Source organism: Nitratiruptor sp. SB155-2, from assembly GCF_000010325.1.
Lineage (GTDB): Bacteria > Campylobacterota > Campylobacteria > Campylobacterales > Nitratiruptoraceae > Nitratiruptor.
This window is the reverse complement of the sequence record NC_009662.1, coordinates 1,622,945-1,647,437: the sequence shown is the minus strand read 5'-3', so window position 1 is coordinate 1,647,437 and position 24,493 is coordinate 1,622,945. Positions and strand designations below refer to the sequence as shown.

The window sequence follows — 24,493 nt, the reverse complement described above, 5'->3', positions numbered from 1 at the left end:
TATGCTTGAACTCTACCCTGGACAGTTGGATGTGGACAAAATCTTTTCTCGTTGGAGGAAATGGGGAGAGACGAAAAACTATGGCGCCTTTATCACTTTTGTAGGCATCGTCCGGGAAGAAAACGGGATAGAAGCGCTCAGTTTTGATATCTATGAGCCGATTTTGAAAAAGTGGTTCGATACATGGCAAGAACGAGCGAAGCAAAAAGGGGCGTATGTGTGTATGGCCCACTCTATAGGAAATGTGCCAGTCCACACCTCCAGCTACATGTCCGCTGTCTTTAGCCCCAAAAGGAGGGTTGCTTTGGAGCTCATCGACGAGTTTGTAGAAGATTTCAAGGCAAACGCTCCTATCTGGAAATATGACGTGAAACAGGGTGAGCGAATCTATGCAAGAGACCGTTCCCAAAAAATCAGGGGAAGCGGCCTTCTAGACAGCCTCTAAAAGGAGTTTGTGCAAAATACATATAAGACGCATCAAATCAGAAGATGCGTTTGCTTTCATCTCTTCGATCATCATATAGAAGTGATTAGGGTTGATCATCTTCTCTTCCATATAGTGCTTGAGCCCATCTTCGAGTGTCTCTGTAGCCCTCGTGTACAAAACCACATCTTTTGCCACCACCGTTACGAAGTAGTTGAGCAGTTCGATCAGTTGACTCTGGATCTCTTTGCCGATGGCATCTTTTGGGACAAATTTCCCCAAAAGTTGTAGCAGTTCATCGATTTTAAAAGTGGAGATGATGAGCATTAAAAGTTGCAATATTTCTGAAAGGGTATACTCTTTCAATTCTTTGATATGGATAGCGAGCATGATGAACTTGATAAGATCGATATATTTGAAAAAGTTTTCACTTCGTCCTTTCTCCAAAGAGAGAAATTGAGCAATTTCGTTTTTATAGCTTAAGATATGGAAGGGCTCTAGATTGATCTGATGGTAGTTTCGTACAATCCATTTGAGACTGAATTCAATTGAGTGTTCAATTTCGAGTAGGATTGGATAGAGATTGTGTTTGAGCTGCAACTCTTTGTCGTAATACTCCTTTTTGACCTTCGCAATGGAAAGAAGAGAGTAGAGCAAAAGATAGGACTTCACTTTGATGGCGAACCGTTCTTTGCCTATTTCGTCAAAATCGGCCAAAAAAGTCACCCCCGCGTTGTCGATGATGATATTTGCTGCAACCGTCGCTATTATATGTTCTCTAAGCGGCTGTTTCAGGACCTCTTGTTCAAAGAGCGGATAGAGTGATTTTGGAAAGTATTTGTACAGATAATGCTCAAAAAAAGGATTTGAGCATAGTCCGCTTTCTAGGATAAAGGTTTTCAGAAAGATTTTGCTAAAGGAGAGCAGTATGCCAAGAACAGGCCGTACGACTTTTCCCTCTTGGCCTATCACTTCGGAAAAATCTTTGTTTTTAGGAATTTCAAAATCTCTTCGTTTGAAAAACTCTACTTCCCGCTCAAGAATTTCAATGACCTTCATGATCTCTTCAAGCATCGTTTTTGATCGAATAGCATCCAAGGTGATGGCAAGGGGCTGATGATGATTTGTCTCGAATACCTTTTGCAAGACCTCTTTGGTGACACTTTTTAAAACCTCGTTTCTTTTATCGAAATCGATCTTTCCAGATTCCATCGCCTGATTGAGAACGATTTTGAGATTGACTTCATGGTCACTGGTATCGACTCCGGCAGAGTTGTCTATGCTATCGAGGTTGATTTTACCGCCGTTTTTGGCATACTCTATACGAGCTTTTTGTGTAAAACCAAGATTGCCCCCTTCGCATACCGCGTAGGCCCTGAGGTCGCTTGCATCTACTCGGACAGGTTCGTTTATCTTGTCTGCGATGTAGATATTGAGCTCTTCACTCGATTTGACATATGTTCCTATACCGCCGATATACAGAAGATCCACCTTTGCACAAAGGAGTCTTTTTGCAAGCTCTTCCCCGCTAATCCTGTTTTTCTTGATACCAAGGAGTTTTTTTATTTGTGCAGAAAGTTGGATCTCTTTATCGTACCTGGAAAAGACGTCTCCGCCCTCACTAATCTTTTTGGGATCGTAACTACTCCAGCTTTTGGATTCTTCGAAAAGCCTTTTTCGCTCCTCATAAGCTATTTTGGGGTCGGGATCGGGGTCGATAAAGATTTCATGTGAGCTTATGGCACCGATGAGGCGAATATTGGGGTTGATGAGCATACCATTGCCAAACACATCTCCTCTCATGGATCCTGTGCCTACGACCGAAATAGAGTCGTTGAAAATGTCGATTCCTTTGTCTATAAAGTGTCTTGCAGCACTGATCCAGGCACCATTTGCCGTTACACCCAGCTTTTTATGGTTGTAGCCATATTTGCCACCACTGGCAAATGCATCTTTGAGCCAGAATCCCCGTTTGAGTGCAATTTCATTTGCCACATCGCTCATATCCGATGTTCCTTTGTCGGCGGCAACGACAAAGTAAAAATCCCCACCGTCTACCGGTTTTTTATCGATCAAATCCAAAAGTGCATCGATATACATGGAATAGTAATTGGTGAATTCTTCTTTACTGACTCTTTTTTCGATAAAAAGACCTCCTTTGCCTCCGGATGGTACGATAATGGCATTTTTGGCCTCTTGCGTGATCATAAGCGATTTAATCTCTTCTCTGAAATCTTCCCTCTCACTCCATCGTATACCACCTCTGGAAACTTTTGATACTCTCAGATGTACTCCAAGGAAACGAGGATGGTAAACAAACATTTCTATATTTGGTTGCAGTGACGGCAAAAGATGTTTGAAATTTTCTACTTCTATTTTGAAAGATTTTGCCTCTTTCGATTTGAAAAAATTTGTTGCAGTTATATTTTGCACAACAGCATAGAAGATTCTTAACAGTTTGTCTTCTTCAAAATTTTTGATTGATTTGAAACTCTCCTCGATGGATCGATCGATATGTCTAATACCCTTTTTTGCAAAAAATCTATTGGTTATAAGAGCTATTGGCTCTCCATGCTGCAAGAATGTTTTTATGATACTCTCTTCTCTCTTTTCGATCAGAAGTTGATCAAGATATTTGATCATTGCCCTAAGAAAGAGAATTTTGTCCATAGTGAAACGTTGTGAAACGGCAAGTCTATAGAGTTTGCAATGTCCGAAGGTTTCTCCTAGCAGTGCTTTTTTCATAATAGTTGTTACAATGTTTTCAGCATTTTGTAGTAGTTGTGTTTCTGTTTGGATAGTGAGTTGATTGACATATACATCCTCTATCTCATAGGAGATATCTTCTAAGGTCTCTATTCCAAAATCACTGAGTAGCCTCACAAATGTTGAGATGGAGTATCTCGTTTTGGAATAGATTTTGAGATAGGTGGTATCGTTGTAGAAAAATTTCAGTTCTAGATCTTTGAGTTTTTTCGTTATTTGTATATCTTCTTGCGTGATCGCTTGCTGGCAAAGAGTTCTCATATTTGCCTTTCTTAGGGAAATTGATGAATATTGTATAATAGCACAAAAAGGAGATTGATGATCAGCTTTGAAGAGTCGATGCAGCGATTGAAAGCGCTTGATATAGAGCCAGTTGGTGTAGAGAAACGATTTGTCACCGATGCACTGCATAGAATCCTTGCACAAGATATCATTGCCCGGGAAAATAATCCAGAGTACCCTACAGCAGCAATGGATGGCTATGCGATAAAAGCAGCCGATCAAGCAAAAAAACGTTTACAGATTGTTGATGAAAATCCAGCCGGAGCCGATACAAAAAGAGAATTACGAAAGGGTGAAGCAATAAAAACATTTACTGGCGCTTTGATGCCAGAAGGTGCAGATACACTCATCCCAATAGAAAATGTGCAGGTGGATGGCGAATATATAGAAATTCTCAAACCAGTGTCCGAAGGATTCAGTGTTAGGCCCGTTGGAGAGAATTACAAAAAGGGTGAAAAGCTGATCGGCAAGGGATCAAAAATCGGTTTCGCCGAAATCGGTGTCATGGCAAGCCTTAACATCGTCATGCCAAAAGTGTATCAAAAACCAAAAGTAGCTATCTTGGCAACGGGGAGCGAAGTGCTGGAGATCGGTCAAGCACAGACATCTTCCGCTCAACTTAGAAGTTCCAACAACTATACACTGGAAGCGATTACAAAACTCCATGGGGGCGAACCGATACAGCTGGGTGCTGTCAAAGATGACAAATACTCCATCACTGAAGCGATGCAGGAAGCTATGCAAAGTGCCGATATCGTTGTGACGACCGGAGGGGTGAGTGTCGGAGATTACGATTTTGTCAAAGATGTGGTACGAGAGGAACTGGGAGCTGATGTCGTCTTTAAAGGAGTAGTGATTAAACCTGGTCAGCATGTCATGGTGGCTCAAAATGGGAAAAAAATCATTGTTGCACTTCCGGGATTTGCTTTTTCAAGTACCGTGACATTTTTAATCTATGTCCTTCCGATACTGTATCGTATGCAAGGAAGCGAATATCAACCCAAAATCGTCTATGCGACCCTCAAAGAGCCCTTTATCAAAAGAAGTAAAAAGACAGAGTTTACTCCATGCAACGTTCGGATTGAAGATGGGGAGTTTTTTGTCGATTTTGCCGGGAATAAAATAGGCAGTAGTGCCATTTTGACTAACATGCTTGGTCACGACAAAGGTCTTGTCATCACTTCACCTAATGAAAGTGACAAAGAGATAGGAGAGCGCGTTCGCGTTTGGCTCATCAACAAATAAAGGAGAGAATGTGAGAAAACTGTTTTTGATGATATTGAGTGTATGTTGGCTTTTTGCAGCTTCCCAGACACCACAGGCTGCATTTAAAGATTTTACCCTTACAACAGTGGATAATAAAAAGATTCACATCAGGGTAAAACCGGAAGGTATCGAAGTCAAAGAGTATCCGGGAAAAGTCATTATTCTCGATTTTTTTGGAAAACATTGTCCGCCATGTCGTGCCGAAATTCCGATTTTGGGAACATTGCAAAGTGGTAAAAAGGAAAAATTGCAAATCATCGGATTGCATGTACAAGAGCTTTTAACGGTGGATGATATCAAAGAGCTTCGCAAAATGGGCATCAATTATCCAATCGTTGATTACATGGCCAACGAAGAGAATCGAAATTTTGTCAGCTTTATGGCCCAACTTACCCATTGGCAAGGTTCTATTCCTTTCATGCTTTTTTTCGATAAAAATGGAACGTATAACGGTTACCATTTAGGAATGGCGAATGAGGAGAGTCTGAAAAAATTTATAGACAAGCTCTATAATCCTTCAAAAAAAGGCTCCTCCAAAAAGTAATCGAAGGATTTCCTTCGATTACGAACCGATCATCGATCCTTTTTCAAAAATTCTTTAATGGTCTCTTCATCTAACTTCTCTTTATCATATTTCACAACGATGATCTTTTCTGTTTCATTGATGTAAAAATCGGTGATGCCATCCATCACTTTAAGACCTGGTAACTTCTCTTTGTCATACTCCTCGAAATTTAGAAAGAGATTTGCCCGAACTCCCGGATTTCTCATACCCACAATCCAGTAGATCCAAACCATTGATACGATGAGAACAAAGATTGCTACCGCCTTTTCATGGCCGTATTGATACAATAACCCTCCGATGGCACCGCCAAGAAAGATACCGATATAGGCGAAAGTGTTTGCTACGCCAAGAGCAGCCCCTTTTTGATGCACTCGCGCAAACTTGCTCACAAAGCTTTGTAAAAGTGGTTCAAACATATTGAACCCGATAAAGAAAAAGACGGCTCCGATAGTGAAAAGGAGAAAAGAACTACTAAAACCCATGAGAGCGAAAGACACTGCAATAAAAAGGATAGAGACGATAAAAACCTCTTTCCCTTTGTGATATTTTTCTCCAAATACGGCCGCAGGTCCCATGGAGAGGATACCAAAGATGACTGCAGGCAAGTAGACTTTCCAGTAGTGTTCCGGACCTAAACCAAATTTTTGTTTCATGAGGATCGGGATGATGAAAAAAGCGATTGCCATGGTTGAAGAGTGAAACAAAAAAGTGATGTACATTCGCACCAAGTCTTTATCTTTGAAAACCTCTTTGATCTTCGCTTCCTCTTCGCTATAGTGGTGAACGATTTTTGGAGGCTCTGGTACGGCTGTAAATAAAATGCCAAGGGCTAAGATCGCTAAGATTGCAGTGAGCCAAAAGAGGGCTTTCACACTATAAAGACCTCCAATAATCGGTCCTATGATCATCGCTGCAGCGAAACTCATAGCGATCACCATACCCATAACGGCCATAGCGTGGGCTCGCTCATCTTCTCGGACATAATCTGCGATCATCGCGGTAACAACGCTTCCGATAGCACCAGAACCTTGTAAGAACCGACCTAGTAAAAGCACATAGATGTTATCTGCCACGGCACAGATAACTGAACCCGCAGCAAAAAGGAGCAGGCCAATAAGAATCGTTTTCTTGCGCCCTATTTTGTCACTCAAGACGCCAAATGGTACCTGTAGGAGAGCTTGTGTAAAAGCATACCCACCTACGGCAACACCGGCTAAAAATGCGGTTCCCCCTTTGAGCTGCAACGCATACTGGCTGAGCACCGCCAAAACGATGAAGAGACCAAAAAACCGTAAAGCCACAATGAGACTGAGTGGCAATACTTTTTTGACGATCGCTTTCAATTACAATCCTTTATGATAAAATTTTTCAACCCTTATTGTAGTCCTAAAAAACTTGAAAAAGGAATAAGATGAAAGTTATATTAGCCTCTTCAAATAAAGGAAAGATCAAAGAAATAGAGCAGATGATGCATATGGATGTTATTCCATATAAAGAGTTGCTGGGTGATCTTGAAATTGTAGAAGATGGGAAAAGTTTCAAAGAAAATGCCATTATCAAAGCGAAAACGATCTATGATGCTTTAGGCGACAAAGAGGCTGTGGTGATCTCTGATGACAGTGGGATTACGGTACCAATTTTAGGAGATGAGCCTGGAATATATTCTGCAAGGTATGCAGGTGTTGGAGCCAGCGACAAAGAGAATCTATATAAATTGATTAACAGGCTCAAAGAAAAAGGGATCAAACGAACCCCTGCATACTATACGGCCGCTATCGCCATCGCCTCCAAATATGGCATAGATACGGTTCATGGATGGATGTGGGGTGAGGTGATCGATGAAGCAAGAGGAAAAAAAGGGTTTGGCTATGATCCGATGTTTATCCCGAAAGGTTTCGATAAAACATTGGGGGAGCTGGATGAGGAGATCAAAAAGAGTATCAGCCACAGAGCGAAAGCTCTCGAATTAGCGAAAATTATTTTGAAGAGGTGGGAATGAAAGCAAAAAGTGATCTGAAAAAGCTGTACAACAAGCTGGAAATTCAGCAACAAGAGCTCCAAAAATTTTTTGATCTTTTAAAAGCGTATAAGGCTCCTATGGATGAGAGTCTTAAAAGATATGAAAACCTAATTGATGATTTCTTATCCTTCGTAGGACTTCCAAAAAATGATGAAACACTTCTTGCTGTAATAAACCGCATCGTCAATGTACGAGAAGACGCATTTTTGCAAGTGATTGCATCTTATGATAAAGAGCAGCAGATTCAGATGAAAGAGAGAGCTTTTCTTTGGGTAAGCCGATTTTATATCAAGCGTTTTGAAGAGCTACTTGAATGGATTGAAAAAGAGGAACTGTTTGACCCTTTTTATAGATCTCTTTTGAAACATGCACACAATATCGGCACGACATTTAGTAGTTGGCAAAGTAGCTGGATGGCTCAAATCATATACGGAATCAATGAGGAGTTATATAGACTTTTTGAAGGAGACGAAGCCAAAATATTTGAGATGTTGCTGCAAAAAGATCTTTTGGATAAGGGGCATGATGGAGAGTGTGCTGATCGGTGCTATTCTGTTTTGCGGATGAGAGAGGATGGGCGTTTTGAACGACTTTCTTACAGGGAAGCCTTCAAAGAAGAGGTGGATGAAGTACTCAAAAAGTTAACAGATGCCATTGATGATTTAAAGGAAAAAGAGGATACGCTTTTTGATCAAAAAGAGGCTTGGCTTGACTATTTTCGAACACTTTACAAAGCTCTAGAACAAACAGATCCGGACAAACTCGTTCCAGCCTGGGCTGATGTGGACAGGGCGTGGATGAAGATAACGACTCCTTTGCAGATTGGACATCCTTTGGAGTATTATGAAGATATCTACAGAAAAGCTGTGGCACTGGAGTGGGATGTGCGCATTGCCAATCCCGATTATCCAGTAGGAGAGCGCGCAGAAAAAATCGAACGGATGTTCACAAAAGTCTATAAGGATATAGGCATCGAAGCACCTTCCATTTTCCAAAGATGCATCCGAAATATTAAACGAGTACAACTCTATGTGGGCAGACCCATGCTCTTTTACGGTAGTGAGTTCAATGGACTTTTCAGCGCTCAGGTTGTTCCAAACGATGAGGTAGTGAGCAAAGAGTTTGGCAAGAAAATCTTTGCCTATCCAGATATGATTTTGTCCAGTCAAAAGGCAAAACCGAAAATGCGTTTAAGTAAAGTTGTATTTGGAGAAGAGCTTGCTGAAGCCATTCGAGGTCTTCTATACCAAGAGGAGCAATGGCATAAAATCTACGATATCACGACGATTGGTCATGAATATGGACACATCCTTTGGATGGATGAAGATACAGAAGTGGTGATGAATACAAGCGGCATGTTCAAACTGACAGAAGAGTTCAAAGCCACTTCCGGAGGATTAATGGCCTATTTTTGTTGTGAAACGGAGGATCTATGGTACGAACTGCTTTTGGATCATATCAGTCGCTCTGTTTCACTGATCGGTTGGATGGAGGTTTTGGAAGTACTCCCGTATTACGTAGAGGGGCTACTCCACTTACAAGCTCTCTTTGAAACAGAGATTTTTCGGTTTGACTCAAAACTTCATATACAGATCAATAAATCAAATTATGAAGCGTGGAAATCTTGGTATGAACAAGTCTATAAAGAGCTTGCCAAACACTATCTCAAAAAACTGGACAGTGCCTCTTTTCTTGATCGCTACATTAGTAAGAATGGACAGTCCTATCTACCGAAAAACCCGGAAATAAAAAGTTTCGTAGAGTATTATTATGATCTTTACAAGAAAATAGGTAGAATGATTGATAGATAACTTGACAAAGATAGACTAAAATGATATAATTTCGAAAAACACAAAGGAGGTGAGCATGGTACCAGTAATGTTCGACCCGTTCAAAGAGTTAAGAGAGATTGAAAAAAGAATTTCCACTATGCTCGATCTTGAAAAAAATATGGTTCCATCAACTCAATCTGAGACGATCTGGATGCCGGCTGTGAATGAAAAAGAAGATGACAAAGCTTACTATGTAGAAGTGGATCTTCCAGGCGTGAAAAAAGAGGATATCAATGTTGAAGTCAAAGACAACCTTTTAGTATTGAGTGGTGAGCGAAAATTTAAAAAAGAGGAAGAGGATAAAGGGTATAAAAGGGTAGAGAGCTTCTTCGGAAAATTTGAAAGAAGATTTACCCTTCCCGCAGATGCCGATCCAGATAAGATCGAAGCAAAAGTGGAAGATGGTGTTTTGACTATCGTTATTCCAAAAGTTGAGCAAAAAGAGAATACGAAAAAGATCGAAATCAAATAAGTGAAGACGGGTTTTAGCCCTCTTCCTCTCTTCTTACGATTAATCTCTTCCTAAACCCTCTTTTGATATACTCTTCATTAATATCGGCTACATAAATAAAAGGAAAGAGGATGTTACTTTTTACTCCTGGACCAACCCCTGTTTTGGAAAGAGTGCGCCAGGTTATGGCAATGCCTACTATGCACCATCGAACCCCAGAATTTAGTGCTATTTTCAAAGAGGCCCGCTCTTTGTTAAAAAGCCTTTTGGATATGGAAGATGCTGTCATGTTAGCCTCTACGGGTACTGGGGCTATGGAAGCGTGTGTAACGAATCTGTGCCGAGAAAAGATGCTCGTTGTCAATGCGGGTAAATTTGGTGAGCGATTTACTAAAATAGGACAGGCTTTCGGAAAAGATGTGGTAGAACTCAAGTATGAGTGGGATACACCAGCGCAAAAAAGCGATATTCTAGAGGCTATCGAAACGAATCCAGATATCGATGCTTTATGTATACAAATTTGTGAGAGCGCAGGAGGTCTGAGGCATCCTGTCGAAGAGATAGCTGCTGCCGTAAAAGCCGTCAACCCAGACATTGTGGTGATCGCAGACGGAATCACTGCTGTAGGTGTTGAACCGATCAATACAGAAAATATCGACGCTTTGATTACAGGGAGTCAAAAAGCATTGATGCTGCCTCCTGGTCTTGCAATGGTGGGACTAAGTCAAGATGCCATCAATCGTCTTGGAAAAGGTTCAGGATTTTATTTCAATCTTGCAAGCGAATTGAAAAAGCAACGAGAAGGAACGACAGCTTATACTGCGGCCACAACTTTGGTCATAGGTTTGAAAGAGATGCTTACCATCATGCTAAAAGAGATCGGAATGGATGAGATATACGACCAGACCGATAGACGAGCAACTGCTACTCGGATTGCCATGGAAGCCCTTGGCTTACAGCTCTATCCAAAATCACCTGCCAATGCGATGACCGCTGTATATGACGAACAGGCAGAAGATATCCGAAAAATTTTGAAAAATCGCTATGGCGTTCAGGTAGCCGGAGGTCAAGATCATCTCAAAGGAAAACTTTTCCGAATCAACCACATGGGGATTATAGAACCCAATGAGGCTGCATGGGTCGTCAATGCAGTAGAAAAAGCCCTCAGTGATCTTGGAAGGATCGAATACAGAGGCGAAGCAAATAGAATTTTCAATACAATCTATTTCGAGGAATGATATGGTACAAGATCACGAAATACCAAAAGGGGCCAGGCTTTATTTTGGTCAAACGGCAAAAATCAAACGGGATATCGAAAAGATAGCCAGTGAGATTTTGTATGAAGAGGGTTTTGAAGAGATAGCAACGCCGCTCTTTTCGTATCATCAGCATAAATTTATCGCAGATGAAAAAGTGCTGATACGTTTGAGTGATGACAAGAATAGAGAACTTTCTTTAAGAGCAGATAGCACCATCGATGTTGTGCGGCTCATTACGAACCGTTTGGGTAGAAGTACCGAACATAAAAAATGGTTCTATATCCAGCCGGTATACCGCTACCCTACCCAGGAGTTTCATCAAATAGGTGCTGAAGTCTTGGAGAGTAAAGATGTAGCGGCAATTTTGAAAATCTTGATCAAATTTTTCCACAGATTGCAAATAACTCCAAATCTTCAGATATCGAATATCAAAATACCGGAAATTTTGGCTCAAAACTATGGTATCGGATATGAAGAACTCAAAAATGGAGATATCAATACCATTTTACAGACGCAACATCCATGGGTTGAAAAACTACTTTATATTCAGACAGTCGAAGAGATTGACGAATGTTTTGGTGAAGTTCCTGAAGAGATTGAGCAAGAACTACTGAAAATGAAAGAGTTGGCTTTAAGCATCCAGTATGACAAACTTTTGCTAGCACCCCTGTTTTATGCACAAATGCGTTATTATAAAGATCTTTTTTTCCGGTTTTTTCATAATAATAGCACTCTTGCAATGGGTGGAGAGTATGAAGCGGCGGGAGTGGAAGCGAACGGTTTTTCTCTTTATACAGATTATTTGATAAATGTTGTAAAAGGTGAATAATGGCAGCAGATTTGATAGTTGGAATACAGTGGGGCGATGAAGGAAAAGGGAAAATTGTTGATCTTTTAGCCCAAGAGTATAATGTGGTTTGTCGATACCAAGGTGGTCACAACGCAGGACATACCATTGTGGTAGATGGCAAAACTATTGCATTGCACCTGATCCCTTCCGGTATTTTAAATCCGAAGGCTGTCAATATCATAGGAAACGGAGTCGTTGTCAGTCCGGCGGCACTCTTAAAAGAGATGGAACAGTTTGACAATCTTGACGGAAGGCTGCTTATCAGTGATAAAGCGCACTTGATTTTCAAATATCATGAAGAGATCGACAGAGCCAAAGAGCGCCTTCGGGGGAAAAATGCCATTGGAACCACAGGAAGAGGCATTGGACCGGCATACAGTGACAAAGTGAGTAGGCAAGGTCATAGGATAGGTGAACTCAAAGATATCGATACGCTTCATAAAAAAATTCTTGACTATTTTGAAACGAACAAAATCTATTTCGAAGCTCTCGGGATCTCATTTCCGAGTGAAAATGAACTAAGGATGGAGTTACAAAGGTATCAAGAGGTACTGATGCCTTATGTAGTGGATACTACCAATTATCTGTGGGATCTTTTGGAACTGGGAGAAGCGAAGATTTTACTAGAAGGTGCCCAGGGAACGATGCTCGATATAGACCATGGAACCTATCCATACGTTACCAGCTCCAATACTATCGCAGCGGGTGCCTGTACCGGACTTGGCCTTGCACCAAAAGATATAGGCAAAGTGATCGGTATCGCAAAAGCCTACTGCACAAGAGTTGGCAATGGACCATTTCCTACCGAAGACAATGGTGAAGATGGCGAGAGGTTACGAAAACAGGGACATGAGTTTGGTACAACGACTGGTAGACCGAGACGATGTGGTTGGTTCGATGCGGTTGCCGCAAAATATGCTTCGAGAATCAACGGTTGTGACGAGATGGCTTTGATGAAACTCGATGTCCTTGATGGATTTGAGAAGATAAAAGTGGCCAGCAAATATCTGTATGAGGGCGAAGAGATCGATTATATGGTGAGTGATCTTGAAAATGTTGAACCCATTTATCTTGAATTTGAAGGATGGGATCGAGTCGAAGGGATCCGTTCATGGAAGGACCTTCCACTCAATGCGAAACGCTACATCGAAGCGATAGAGGAGTTGATAGAGACGAAAATCTCTTTGATCTCCACGAGTCCCGATAGAGCCGATACTATTAAACGGTAAGGAGAAGGAATGAGATTACGTGTGGCGCACGCCCCTTATGTGGCCAATAAAATTGCGATCGATTTAGTAAAAAGCGGCTTCGTCACTTTTACAAGTGGCGTGGAGCCGGTTGTGCGGGTGGCTCAAGAGATATTGGAAGAGGAGCTGAAAAAAGAGGCTGCATTGGATGAACGGGTCCGTGAACTCATTGAAGCAAAAGAGGAAGAAGAGGATCCCGATTTGATGCTTGCCGACAGAAAACAGCTCTTTTGGATGATTAAAAAGAAATTGGCACCCGAATATGGTGTGATTTTGAATTATGAAGATAAATATAACGATATCGCCCACCAGATTTTGAAAAAACTGTACGAAGAGGATCTGATCAACTATTCCGTTCCTGACAACAAAGTGAAAAATGTGATCTACGATGCCATCACCAGTTACATTAAAACATATGACGAGATCGAAGATATCGTTTTGGAAAAGATTGCCAACTATAAAAGAAAACTGATTCCAGGTAGCGAAGAGTTTGAACTCGTATTTAAGAAGATGTTCGAAGATGAACTGAAACGTCGGGGGATGCTTGTATGAAAAAGGTTTGGATCTATCTTGAAAATGGTCTTTTTTTGGAAGGAAAAAGTTTTGGAAGTGAAGGGACGAAAACAGGAGAGATAGTATTTAACACTTCCATGACGGGATACCAGGAGATCGTAACCGATCCAAGTTATGCAGGGCAATTCGTCACCTTCACCATGCCAGAAATCGGCAATGTAGGCGTCAATGAAGAGGACATGGAGAGCAAAAGAGCCTGGGCGAAAGGGATAATAGTCAGATCATATCAAAAAAGATACTCCAATTTCAGAGCGCAAAAAGCGTTGGATGAGCTTTTGAAAGAGTATGATGTCATGGGGATTTGTGATATCGATACGAGGACGTTAACGAAACATGTTCGAGACAATGGTGCATGTATGATGATCGCTTCAACGGAGATTGAGGATCAAGCAGAACTTGCAAAACTTTTGGCCGCAGCTCCAAGAATTGAAGAGATTGACTATATCAAAGCGGTTTCAACAAAAGAGCCGTATCAGCATACACATGCTACGTATGATGCGAAAGCTTTTTGCTACAAACCGGCTCCCGAACCAAAAGCAAAAATCTATGTGCTCGACTTTGGTGTGAAAAGAAATATCTTGAATCATCTTGTGGAGGCGGGCTTAGAGACCCATGTGCTTCCCCATACTTTTGATCCACAAGAGATTATAGAGGAGTACAACGAGGGGAAAATTGATGGTGTATTTCTTTCCAATGGGCCTGGAGATCCACTCATCCTGGAAGAAGTGCATGAGAAAATCCAAAAATTGATTGATGCAAAAATTCCGATGTTTGGTATCTGCCTTGGGCATCAGCTCCTTTCCATCGCCCATGGCTATCCTACCTATAAACTCAAGTTCGGTCATCATGGAGGGAACCATCCAGTACGCAACGAAAAGACAAAACGTGTAGAGATTACCGCGCAAAACCACAACTACAATGTTCCAGTCGGCATCGAGACCGTTGCAGAAGTAACGCACAAAAACCTCTTTGATGGTACCATCGAAGGGATTAAGTATAAGGATGAGCCGATTTTCAGTGTACAGCACCATCCAGAAGCGAGTCCCGGGCCACATGAGAGTGCATATATATTTGAAGAGTTTACAAGACTTATTTTACAAGAAAGGAAAAAGTGATGTTGGAGTTTTTAAAAAAGATGACGGAGTGGGTACTTCAAAAAGAGGAAGAGGCAGCAAAAAACTGCAAAATTTCCATTGAAGATATTGAAAAACAGATTGCAATAGTCAAAGAAAAACGTGAAAAACTGCAACAAGAGTGTCAAGAAAACATTGAAGAACTCAATAAAATAATAGGAAGATTGGAAAGTATTAAAAATATCGAACTTGTTAAATGCAATAAAAATTGAGTTATTTACAATTAATTAACAATTGTTGTTTATAATCAAAATGCCAGTTTTCATTCTTACTCCTTGAAGCTTTTGCTTCAAGGACTTCCAGTTAACATCCACTTAACACTTCTTTGTCATAATTACTAAAATTATATATTAAGGATAAAAACATGACAAAGCCTATTGTTCTGTGTTTTTCATTGGCTACCCTTTTATTTGCCGAGGCGCTTCAGGTCCAGACGGTTACTGTTGAATCGAGTATCGAAACGGAGAAACTGAGCTCTGATCAGGTACAATTTACAAGACAGCAGGACTTAAGCGAAATATTAAGCTCTACCAATCCTGAAATCAACATGGTTCGTGCTAGTGCCATTGGCAATGATATCGTGCTACGAGGGTTTAAAAGAGATGACATAAATGTTTTGATCGACGGGGCAAAGATATACGGTGCATGTCCAAACAGAATGGATCCACCCGCAATGCATATCTCCATTTCACAAATTGAGAAGGTGATAGTCAAAGAGGGCCCGTTTGACGTAGAGAATTTTGGTAGTATGGGTGGAATGATCAATGTTGTCACAAAAGATCCAAAACCGGGATTTTCTGGATCCATTCAGGCTACGATCGGGAGCTTTGATTATAAAAAAGGAGCGGTCAACTTTAACGGTGGCGATGAAAAGTTCAAATTTTCCCTTGGTTTTGTGAGAGAATCGAGTGGGCAGTATGAAGATGGATCTGGAAGAACGCTTGTAGAGCAAAACTGGGCAGTCCTTGGAAAGACTAATCCAAATGCTTATAAAGAGCAATATAAGAATATGGATGCGTATAAACGAGGTGTAGTTCGAGGAAAGTTCATTTATGACATCGATGAAAATCAACAGTTAAAAGTGAGACTTTACAGCGATAAAGCGAACGATGTTCTCTATCCTGCATTTCAAATGGATGCGCAGCTGGATGAGACGATCATGCTCAATGCCGACTATACCATCAAACATCTTTCTACCTATTCGGATAAACTGGTACTGAGCGCCTACTATGATCGGGTCAAACACGATATGGGTACAGAGTTTAGAAATGCACCTGGAATGCTGTATCGAACCCATAGAGCCAAAAGCGAGACGAAAGGCGTCAAGCTTAAAAATATATTTTTGATTGGTGCTTGGAATATGGAAACAGGAATCGATGTGAGCAAGAGAGGGTGGAATGGAGTGTGCCTGAATGAACCTTCCAAAACACCAAGACAGGTGCGTATTCCTGATGTCGATACGATCAACCGAGGAGTTTTTATCAAAGGGACTAGAAAATATGGTTCTTGGGATCTGAAAGCTGGCATTCGGTATGACTGGACCAACATAGATACTAATGTCCAGTGGAACAACAATCCTTTGATTCCTGCACCTGTGGTAAATTACTACAGCAACAAGACTTCAAGAGACTTTAATGATATTAGTGCAAATGTCGTTGCAAAATACCATTTCAATGATACAGATGCACTCTTTTTTGCTATCGGTCAAGGTATAAGAGTACCGGATGCGAATGAACTCTATTTCATAGCGTATAACAAAAATTTGACAAATCCTTGGGTCCGTAGAGGTAATCCAGATCTCAAAGAGGTAAAAAACAGAGAAGTCGACTTTGGATATGAGGGAAGTCTAGGAGAGGTTGGCAACTACAGAGTAACTCTTTTTTACAGCGATCTCAAAGACTATATCTATGCATATAAAGATAGTGCCGGTACGCTTACCTACACAAATATCGATGCCCATATCTACGGAGCGGCTTTCGATTCAGCATATAGCGTTGGGGAGTATGGACTCCTTGAAGCTAAAATGGCCTATCAACGAGGTGAAAAGGATGATCAAATAGCAGGACAAAGTGATGATGATATGGCGATGGTCCCGCCATTTCATGCAAGTGTAAGCTATTCTTACGATACTGGGGACTATTTTGCATCAGCTGAGATTCGATACAGTGCGAAATGGAACAATTATGATAGTGACAACGGCGAACAGGCTATTAAAAGTTGGACGGTTGTGAACCTAAAGGCTTCCAAGAAGATCTCTTCGCAATTTTCTATTGATGTAGGAGTCGACAACCTTTTTGATCAAGATTATGCCGTGAACAATACCTACGTAGGACGAGCACTTGTTTCTGGAGCCGTACCACTGCTTATTCATGAGCCCGGACGATATCTCTATACAAATCTACGCTACACTTTTTGATATAGAGCAAACCTTTTGGTTTGCTTCTTTGCTACAATATCTTTATGAAGATAGTAGCCATTGTTCATCACCCACAAATATTACAATCCTATTTTATGGAGTGCCATTGCGAATATATTTTTGTTACCCATGAGGAATTCCAAAAACTTCCTACATTAGAAGCTGATGTAATCTTTTTGGATGAAGATCCTAAAATTGCCCACTCCTTTCGCAATATACACACCGTATTTATTGGAAAAAAAGATGCCGATCAGCTCTATGAAGCCTACCGATATGGTGTTCGGCATTTTATAGCTTTGGAAGATCTTCCGGATCGCCTTCCAAAACTTCTTCATTATCTCAAAAGTGAAATCGCCGCAAAAAAAGAGGCACAACACAAGATATTTATGCTCAAACAGTATCAAAAAGCGATCGATAGCAGCAATATTTTGTCAAAAACCGATATTAACGGTATTATCACCTATGTCAATGAAGAGTTTTGCAAAATATCGGGCTACTCCAAATCAGAACTTGTTGGATCAAATCATAACATCGTGCGACATCCCGATGTGCCAAAATCGAAATTCAAGGAGTTTTGGGATACGATTTTGGCGAAAAGAATCTGGAAAGGGACGGTAAAAAATCTCGATAAATATGGAAATACATTCTATGTCAACACGACTGTCATTCCAATTCTAGATCAAAAAGGTGAGATTGCCGAATTTGTAGCGATCCGATACGATGTCACAGAAAGTGTCAAGCTACAAGAGAGATTGCAAAGGAAAGAGCGGGAGCTTGCACTGCTCAATAAAGAGCTTGAAAGAAGGGTGGAGGAGAAAACAAAAGAGTTGAGAGTTCTCAATGCAACACTTGAAAAAAGGGTAGAGGAGGAGGTAGAGAAAAACAGGGAGAAAGATCGTTTGATGTTTCAACAGGCACGCTTTGCCTCCATGGGAGAAATGATGGCAAACATCGCTCATCAATGGAGGCAACCGCTGATGGAATTGGGATTGCTTTTATATAAAATGGTTTATGCAAAAGAGAACGAGAAACAAGCGTGCTACGAAAAAGGGAAAAAGCTCCTTTCGCAGATGTCCCAGACTATTCACGACTTTCAAAACTTCTTTAGACCGAACAAGAAAAAAGAGCTTTTTGATCCAAATGAAGCGATTTTACAGGCTGTTTCCATTTTGGAAGGTTCCATAAAGAAAAAAGATATCCAACTTGATTTAGATATGGAAAAAAATCTTGTATGTTACGGATATGAGAATGAATTCTCTCAAGTCATTTTAAATATTTTGTCCAATGCAATCGAAGCTTTTGATGGGCAGAAAGAAAAAAGGATTGCAATAAAAAGTCAAACAGTGAACGATTTTGTTGAAATTGAGATACGAGACAATGCAGGTGGAATAAAAGAAGAATATTTAGATAAAATATTTGAACCATATTTTACAACGAAAAAGAGCAAAAAGGGCACGGGTCTTGGGCTCTATATGTCCAAAATGATCATAGAAGAGAGTATGGAAGGGGGGCTTTTTGTGCAAAACAAACAAGAGGGTGCGAGCTTTATGATTCGATTGAAAAAGGAAAAGAATGGTTTGTGAATCATTGTTAAAAGGAGTGAAAGCCCTTTATATTGAAGATGAAGAGACAATTAGAAATCTTATGAAAGAGATATTTTCAGGCGTGTTTCAAAGGTTTGATGTCGCGGCCAATCTCAATGAAGCCAAAAAGCTTCAGGAAGAGCATAAGTATGATCTAATAATAAGCGATATTGAGCTTGGAGAAAAACGGGATGGTCTCGATTTTGTACATAATGTAAAAGAGAAAGATGAGCAAACAGTTGTCGTTATGCTTACGGCATATAGTGAAAAAGAGCGGCTTTTAAAAGCTATTGACGCTGGGGTGAGTCGTTATTTGATAAAACCGGTCGATCCTGAAGAGTTAAAAAGAAATATTTGCGAACTTCTCGAAAAAAAATATGCAAAAAAAGTGTATGACCTGGGGCAAGGGTTTCAATACATAGCTTCAGAGGCAAAAATAGTACATAATAATAATGTAAGTAAATTAACAAAAAAGGAGAAAAAACTCCTTGATCTATTACTGGATCATGCAGGACAAATCGTTCCGATACAGACAATCGAAGAGACGATCTGGGAAGATGAAGAGTGCTCAAACAATGCACTGAGAACCCTTGTTAAAAGAGTTCGGCAAAAAACCTACAAAGAGTTGATCAAAAACTATTCGGGTTTGGGATACAGTATAGAATTTAATTGAACCTTAGCTTTTTACACTAAATAAAAAATTCCATCATTTAAGCTTCATCATAACTTCTTTTTCCTATAATTTCTTTGTGTAATGTCAAAATAGTGACAAATCTATTAGGAGGTATTAGATGCAAAATCCTGCAATCGAGTACGATTATACCGTTGCAAAATGGTTTAGCTATCTGGCCATTTTGTTCGGTATATTGGGGATGGGAATAGGCGTATGGATCGCCTTTGAATTGGCTTTTCCAGAGCTCAATTATGTTGCCGGAGAGTATACTCTCTTTAGTCGACTTCGACCAATCCACACAAATGTAGTGGCATACGGCTTTACGCTTAGTGGTATTTGGGCTACATGGTACTATGTGGGCCAAAGAGTATTGAAGGTGAGTCTTGCTGAGAGCAAGTTTTTGATGGCAGTAGGTAAGCTGCATTTTTGGCTCTACTTCATTACTGCACTTTTGGCAGTTGTCTCTTTGCTTGCAAGATATACGACATCTAAAGAGTATGCACAGTTCGAGTGGCCTCTTGATATTTTAGTCGTACTCATTTGGGTTCTTTGGGGTATCAGCATTTTTGGTCTTATTGGTATCAGAAGAGAAAAAACTCTTTACATCTCTATGTGGTACTACATCGCGACATTCCTCGGTGTTGCAATGCTCTATCTTTTCAACAACATGGAAGTACCAACATACCTTATTACTGGTATGGGAGACCCATTGCATTCAGTCAGTATGTATGCTGGAACAAATGATGCGATGGTACAATGGTGGTTTGGACACAATGCGGTTGCATTTGTTTTCACGGTACCTATCATTGCGATGATCTACTACTACCTTCCAAAAGAATCTGGTCAGCCTGTCTATTCATACAAACTCTCTCTTCTTTCTTTCTGGGGATTGATGTTCGTATACCTTTGGGCTGGTGGACACCATTTGATCTACTCTACAGTGCCTGATTGGATGCAGACTATGGGATCTGTATTCTCAGTTATCCTTATCTTGCCATCTTGGGGTAGTGCACTTAACATGCTTTTGACTATGAAAGGTGAATGGGGACAACTCAAAGAGAATCCTCTTATCAAGTTCATGGTTCTTGCTTCAACTTTCTATATGCTTAGTACACTTGAAGGCCCAATTCAATCAATCAAATCAGTAAACGCTCTTGCACACTTTACTGACTGGATTCCAGGACACGTTCACGACGGTACTCTTGGATGGGTTGGATTCATGATTATTGCAGCTATTATGCATATGGCTCCACGATTTTTCAAACGAGAGATTTACAGTAAAAAACTTCTTGAAATGCAGTTCTGGCTCCAAACTACCGGAATCGTGCTTTACTTCTCAAGCATGTGGATTGCCGGTATTACTCAAGGTATGATGTGGCGAGCTGTTGACCAGTACGGTAACCTTGCCTACTCATTCATCGATACGGTAACAGTACTTCATCCATACTATACACTTCGAGGTATCGGGGGTCTGTTCTATTTCATAGGTCTATTTATGTGGGCTTACAATTTCTATAAAACTATGACAGCGGCAAAAGCGATCGAGAAAGAACCTCAATTCGCTTCACCGATGGCAGCATAAGGAGGCAGCATGTTTGGATGGTTAGAAAGAAATCCGTTCTTCTTCGCCGTTGGCGTTTTTGTTGTGATCGCATTTGCTGGGCTTATCGAAATCGTTCCAGATTTCGCCCAGCAGTCTCGCCCTGTGGCTGGAGCAAAGCCTTATAGTTTGCTTGAACTCGCAGGCCGACAAGTCTATATCAAAGATAGCTGTAACGCATGTCACTCGCAGCTTATTCGACCGTTTAAAAGTGAAACAGATAGATATGGTATGTATAGCCTCAATGGTGAATATGCATACGATAGACCATTTCTTTGGGGATCCAAAAGAACTGGACCGGATCTTCACAGAGTAGGAAACTACCGAACGAGTGATTGGCATGCAAACCATATGTGGGATCCAACAAGTGTTGTTCCTGGATCTATCATGCCAGCATACAAACATATGTTTAAAAATGTAACCGATCTTGAAACTGCGTACGCAGAAGCTTTAACAGTGAAAAAAGTGTTCAATGTCCCTTATGATAAAGACTTGGACGGTGACGGAAAAGTAGACGTTCCTCTTGGTAGTTTTGAAGAGGCGAAACAAAGAGCACTGAAATATGCTTTGAAAGTTGCTGAGGAAACGAAGCGACAGGATCTTGTGGATATGGTTAAGCAGGGAAAAATCCCTGAAATAGTTGCACTCATTGCATATTTGAATAGGTTGCAGTAGCAGATGGATGCACGACTCATACAGGGCGTACTCTATCTTGCCCTTATCATTTTTTTGACATTCGTCCTGTATGGATACATTATCCATCTCTATCGTAGTGAGAAAAAGGGGGAGCGGGACTACGAGAAGTATGGGAAGATGGCGCTCGATGACGAGCTTACATCCAAGCCTGTAGAGCCTATAGAAGAAGAAAACAAGAAGGAGTCATAATGAATTGGTTAAGCGATCAGGTCAACCAGTTGGCTCTGCTTGGTGCTGCCGCGATCTTGATCATTGTAATCGGTGTTGCAGCGAAATATTTCAAGCAGATCAAAGAAGGTAAAAGTGAAGGGGTTCTCAAGGAAGAGAACTGGGATGGCATCGGTGAATATAAAAACAACTCTCCAATCGGTTGGTCATTGGCATTCATGGGAACCATTATCTGGGGCGCATGGTACTGGCTTGTTGGATATCCGCTCAACGCTTATTCACAAATCGGTGAATACAACAAAGAGGTAAAAACCTATAACGCAAAATTTGAAAGTAAATGGGCTAATCCGACAAAAGAGGACCTTCTTGGAATGGGTGAGGGTGTCTTTTTGGTTCAATGTTCTCCTTGTCACGGAATTGACGGAACAGGAATCGAAGGAAAAGCGCAAGATTTGACAAGACGACTTTTGAAAAAAAGTGTCCTAAGTGTTATCGAGCAAGGTTCTGCTGCAATAGGAAATCCAAACGGTCAACTTGGGTACCCTATGGGAATGATGCCTCCGGGACTTTTGAGTGGCGCAGATGCTGAAGCGGTTGCAGAATATGTTGCAAATGGCTTCAAAGGCAATGACAAAGGTGCAGAACTTTTCCAAAGCACATGTGCTAGTTGTCACGGTCCAGATGGACGAGGTATGAACGGCATGGCTCCTAACTTGAGAGAGTATGACGACACAGTGATAACTCATGTACTTGAGAATGGTAAACACGGAGTTATCGGTAAGATGCCGGCTTTTAAAGGGAGACTCACTCCAGTACAACAAAAAGCGGTGGCCACATATATTCGGTCACTAAGTGAAGGAGCGTAAGATGGAAAACAGAAGTATTTGGTCTTTTCATGGACTTACTGGATATTTTATCGCTGTAGCTCTGCTCCTGAGCATTCTTGCTTTTTTGACAACTGCTGCTATAAAAACACAAAATGCGACAGCACAGCAATATTATGAAGTGAAAGATCCTTTCGGAATCAAAATGTTTGGTCCTGATCTTGAAAATGAAAAGCATATTGTCGTACATGGTCACCCAGTTGGTGGAGACGTGAAGCATAAATATCAATTCGTAGAGAAGTAAGATGGCAACAGCAGGTGCAGCACCTAAAAACCGAGCCAAAGAGTACCTGAAGAACTGGGTACCATACAGGTACAAGCGGTACGTGATGTTTGCGATTGTTACGATCGTAAGCTTGGTGCTGCCCTGGATACGAATAAACGGGAACCACTTTTTTCTATTGAACTTCGATCATATGCAGCTGCATCTTTTTTTCGTACGGTTCGATATGCAAGAACTGTACCTAATGCCGTTTTTGCTATGGATTCTGTTTTTCGGGATCTTTTTCATCACCACCCTTGGTGGTCGGGTATGGTGCGGATGGAGCTGTCCACAGACTATTTTCAGAGTGATCTATAGAGATCTGATCGAAACGAAACTGCTGCACTTGAGAAAACGGATCAGCAATAAACAGATCGAACCGGATATGAGTAAACCGGAGAATAAAGTCAAAAAAGTGATCGCGATTCTCATCTGGTCCGTTCTCGCATTCATCGCGGCGGCAGATTTTCTGTGGTACTTCGTTCCACCGGAAGACTTCATCAGATATATCCAAGATCCGGCCAACCATACGATCTTGATGGGATTTTGGGTAGGGATCGCTCTATTCTTGATCGCGGACGTGGTGTTCATCAAAGAGAATTTTTGTATCTACATCTGTCCATACGCAAGAGTACAGTCTGTGCTGTACGATGAAGATACCTTCCAGACAGTGTATGACTATAAACGGGGCGGAAGAATCTACGATGAACATGGTAACCTGATCGTGCACAACAAAAAAGAGCTCAAATCCCAAAAAGAGGATGCAGAGTGTACCTTGTGTGAATCTTGCGTCAAAGTGTGTCCTACCCATATCGATATCCGAAAAGGGATGCAGCTAGAGTGCATCAACTGCTTGGAGTGCGCAGACGCCTGTACGAAAGTGATGGGGGCACTTGGAAAAGAGAGCCTGGTACGCTGGACAAGCTACTACGCACTAGAGAGTGGTAAACCAACCCGAGTCTTTCGATTTCGAATCATCGCCTACATCGTGATGCTCACCATCGCATTCGTGGCTCTGTTCTGGATGGGAAGCAAAAAAGAGCATATGCTTCTTAACATCAACAGGACAAGCCAGCTCTATAAAATAGAACCAGACGGCAAAGTGAAAAACACTTACGTCTTCTTGTTCCAAAACACAGAGCGACAAAAACATAAATACTACTTCGAAGTAGTCAACAACAAAGATATCAAGATCGAGCGGCCACGAAAACCGTTTACTGTCATTCCTGGCAAAAAAGTGAAAAAGGTTGTGGTGCTCTATACAGACAAAGTATTGGTGAAAAACAGCAAAAAAGATACACCGATCCCAATCAAGATCAAAGCCTATGCGGTGGATGATCCAAAAAAGATCGCAGTGTACAGAAACACCATCTTCGTCTTCCCGCGTTGGGATATCTATCAAAAACATCTGAAAAAATAGGAGGATATCATGGTCGATAAGTTTGAAACAATCATTGCATGGATGCTGCTCGGTATGGCAGCACTTTCTCTTTGGGCAGTGGCAACTCCATTCCACGCTTATGTTGGCTGATGGGGCACAATC

23 protein-coding genes are annotated in these 24,493 nt (G+C 41.1%); 21 read left to right on the top strand and 2 right to left on the bottom strand.

Annotation, left to right across the window (positions count from 1 at the left end):
* The first annotated feature begins 1 nt into the window (after position 1).
* Positions 2–445, top strand: a complete 444-nt coding sequence (locus tag NIS_RS08695; RefSeq protein WP_012083004.1) for a molybdopterin synthase catalytic subunit — start codon at positions 2–4, stop codon at positions 443–445.
* Here the strand turns inward: NIS_RS08695 and NIS_RS08690 are convergent.
* The gene (locus tag NIS_RS08690) at positions 431–3,451 is read right to left on the bottom strand and encodes an NAD-glutamate dehydrogenase domain-containing protein (protein WP_012083003.1); all 3,021 of its coding nucleotides are present in this window, start codon (positions 3,449–3,451) and stop codon (positions 431–433) included. The two genes, NIS_RS08695 and NIS_RS08690, sit on opposite strands and share 15 nt — an antisense overlap.
* Positions 3,452–3,508: 57 nt before the next feature.
* On the opposite strand from NIS_RS08690, the gene NIS_RS08685 reads away from it, so the two are divergent.
* Positions 3,509–4,717: a molybdopterin molybdotransferase MoeA gene (locus tag NIS_RS08685; RefSeq protein ID WP_012083002.1), complete on the top strand. Its 1,209-nt coding sequence runs from the start codon at positions 3,509–3,511 to the stop codon at positions 4,715–4,717.
* Positions 4,718–4,727: 10 nt separating this feature from the next.
* The gene (locus tag NIS_RS08680; RefSeq protein WP_012083001.1) at positions 4,728–5,282 is read left to right on the top strand and encodes a TlpA family protein disulfide reductase; all 555 of its coding nucleotides are present in this window, start codon (positions 4,728–4,730) and stop codon (positions 5,280–5,282) included.
* A 29-nt stretch (positions 5,283–5,311) separates the two neighbouring features.
* Here NIS_RS08680 and NIS_RS08675 read toward each other — a convergent pair whose 3' ends face one another.
* Positions 5,312–6,646 carry an MFS transporter gene (locus tag NIS_RS08675; RefSeq protein WP_012083000.1) on the bottom strand — a complete coding sequence of 445 codons (1,335 nt, stop codon included), beginning with the start codon at positions 6,644–6,646 and terminating at the stop codon, positions 5,312–5,314.
* A gap of 68 nt (positions 6,647–6,714) precedes the next feature.
* Here NIS_RS08675 and rdgB point away from each other — a divergent pair, with 68 nt between their 5' ends.
* The 18 genes from rdgB (at position 6,715) to ccoG (ending at position 24,370) form a co-directional block, all read left to right on the top strand.
* A complete protein-coding gene (rdgB, locus tag NIS_RS08670; RefSeq protein WP_012082999.1) occupies positions 6,715–7,302 on the top strand; it encodes an RdgB/HAM1 family non-canonical purine NTP pyrophosphatase in 588 nt (195 codons plus the stop codon).
* Entirely contained in the window at positions 7,299–9,134 is a 1,836-nt protein-coding gene (gene ciaB, locus NIS_RS08665) for an invasion protein CiaB (RefSeq protein ID WP_012082998.1), read from the top strand. The genes rdgB and ciaB overlap by 4 nt, the downstream gene beginning before the upstream one ends.
* Before the next feature lie 55 nt (positions 9,135–9,189).
* Entirely contained in the window at positions 9,190–9,627 is a 438-nt protein-coding gene (locus NIS_RS08660) for an Hsp20/alpha crystallin family protein (RefSeq protein WP_012082997.1), read from the top strand.
* A gap of 110 nt (positions 9,628–9,737) precedes the next feature.
* The gene (locus NIS_RS08655) at positions 9,738–10,844 is read left to right on the top strand and encodes a pyridoxal-phosphate-dependent aminotransferase family protein (RefSeq protein WP_012082996.1); all 1,107 of its coding nucleotides are present in this window, start codon (positions 9,738–9,740) and stop codon (positions 10,842–10,844) included.
* Position 10,845: 1 nt separating this feature from the next.
* The gene (locus NIS_RS08650) at positions 10,846–11,694 is read left to right on the top strand and encodes an ATP phosphoribosyltransferase regulatory subunit (protein ID WP_012082995.1); all 849 of its coding nucleotides are present in this window, start codon (positions 10,846–10,848) and stop codon (positions 11,692–11,694) included.
* Complete coding sequence (locus tag NIS_RS08645) at positions 11,691–12,944, top strand: adenylosuccinate synthase (RefSeq protein WP_173026306.1); 1,254 nt, start codon at positions 11,691–11,693, stop codon at positions 12,942–12,944. The genes NIS_RS08650 and NIS_RS08645 overlap by 4 nt, the downstream gene beginning before the upstream one ends.
* 9 nt (positions 12,945–12,953) lie before the next feature.
* A complete protein-coding gene (locus NIS_RS08640; protein WP_012082993.1) occupies positions 12,954–13,514 on the top strand; it encodes a DUF507 family protein in 561 nt (186 codons plus the stop codon).
* Complete coding sequence (carA, locus tag NIS_RS08635; RefSeq protein WP_012082992.1) at positions 13,511–14,650, top strand: glutamine-hydrolyzing carbamoyl-phosphate synthase small subunit; 1,140 nt, start codon at positions 13,511–13,513, stop codon at positions 14,648–14,650. The genes NIS_RS08640 and carA overlap by 4 nt, the downstream gene beginning before the upstream one ends.
* Positions 14,650–14,880: a hypothetical protein gene (locus NIS_RS08630; RefSeq protein WP_012082991.1), complete on the top strand. Its 231-nt coding sequence runs from the start codon at positions 14,650–14,652 to the stop codon at positions 14,878–14,880. Before carA ends, NIS_RS08630 begins: the two co-directional genes overlap by 1 nt.
* 152 nt (positions 14,881–15,032) lie before the next feature.
* Positions 15,033–17,084, top strand: a complete 2,052-nt coding sequence (locus NIS_RS08625; RefSeq protein ID WP_012082990.1) for a TonB-dependent receptor — start codon at positions 15,033–15,035, stop codon at positions 17,082–17,084.
* A gap of 44 nt (positions 17,085–17,128) precedes the next feature.
* Positions 17,129–18,667, top strand: a complete 1,539-nt coding sequence (locus NIS_RS08620) for a PAS domain-containing sensor histidine kinase (protein WP_197524223.1) — start codon at positions 17,129–17,131, stop codon at positions 18,665–18,667.
* Entirely contained in the window at positions 18,657–19,340 is a 684-nt protein-coding gene (locus NIS_RS08615; RefSeq protein WP_012082988.1) for a response regulator transcription factor, read from the top strand. Before NIS_RS08620 ends, NIS_RS08615 begins: the two co-directional genes overlap by 11 nt.
* A gap of 118 nt (positions 19,341–19,458) precedes the next feature.
* On the top strand, positions 19,459–20,922 hold the full coding sequence (ccoN, locus tag NIS_RS08610) for a cytochrome-c oxidase, cbb3-type subunit I (protein WP_012082987.1): 1,464 nt from the start codon (positions 19,459–19,461) through the stop codon (positions 20,920–20,922).
* Between the two features lie 9 nt (positions 20,923–20,931).
* Complete coding sequence (gene ccoO / locus NIS_RS08605; protein WP_012082986.1) at positions 20,932–21,615, top strand: cytochrome-c oxidase, cbb3-type subunit II; 684 nt, start codon at positions 20,932–20,934, stop codon at positions 21,613–21,615.
* A 3-nt stretch (positions 21,616–21,618) separates the two neighbouring features.
* Positions 21,619–21,825 (top strand): cytochrome c oxidase, cbb3-type, CcoQ subunit, encoded by a 207-nt coding sequence (locus tag NIS_RS08600; protein ID WP_012082985.1) that lies wholly within the window; start codon positions 21,619–21,621, stop codon positions 21,823–21,825.
* The gene (locus NIS_RS08595; protein ID WP_012082984.1) at positions 21,825–22,670 is read left to right on the top strand and encodes a c-type cytochrome; all 846 of its coding nucleotides are present in this window, start codon (positions 21,825–21,827) and stop codon (positions 22,668–22,670) included. The genes NIS_RS08600 and NIS_RS08595 overlap by 1 nt, the downstream gene beginning before the upstream one ends.
* A gap of 1 nt (position 22,671) precedes the next feature.
* Positions 22,672–22,932: a DUF4006 family protein gene (locus tag NIS_RS08590; protein WP_012082983.1), complete on the top strand. Its 261-nt coding sequence runs from the start codon at positions 22,672–22,674 to the stop codon at positions 22,930–22,932.
* A gap of 1 nt (position 22,933) precedes the next feature.
* The gene (gene ccoG / locus NIS_RS08585; protein ID WP_012082982.1) at positions 22,934–24,370 is read left to right on the top strand and encodes a cytochrome c oxidase accessory protein CcoG; all 1,437 of its coding nucleotides are present in this window, start codon (positions 22,934–22,936) and stop codon (positions 24,368–24,370) included.
* Positions 24,371–24,493 lie beyond the last annotated feature (123 nt).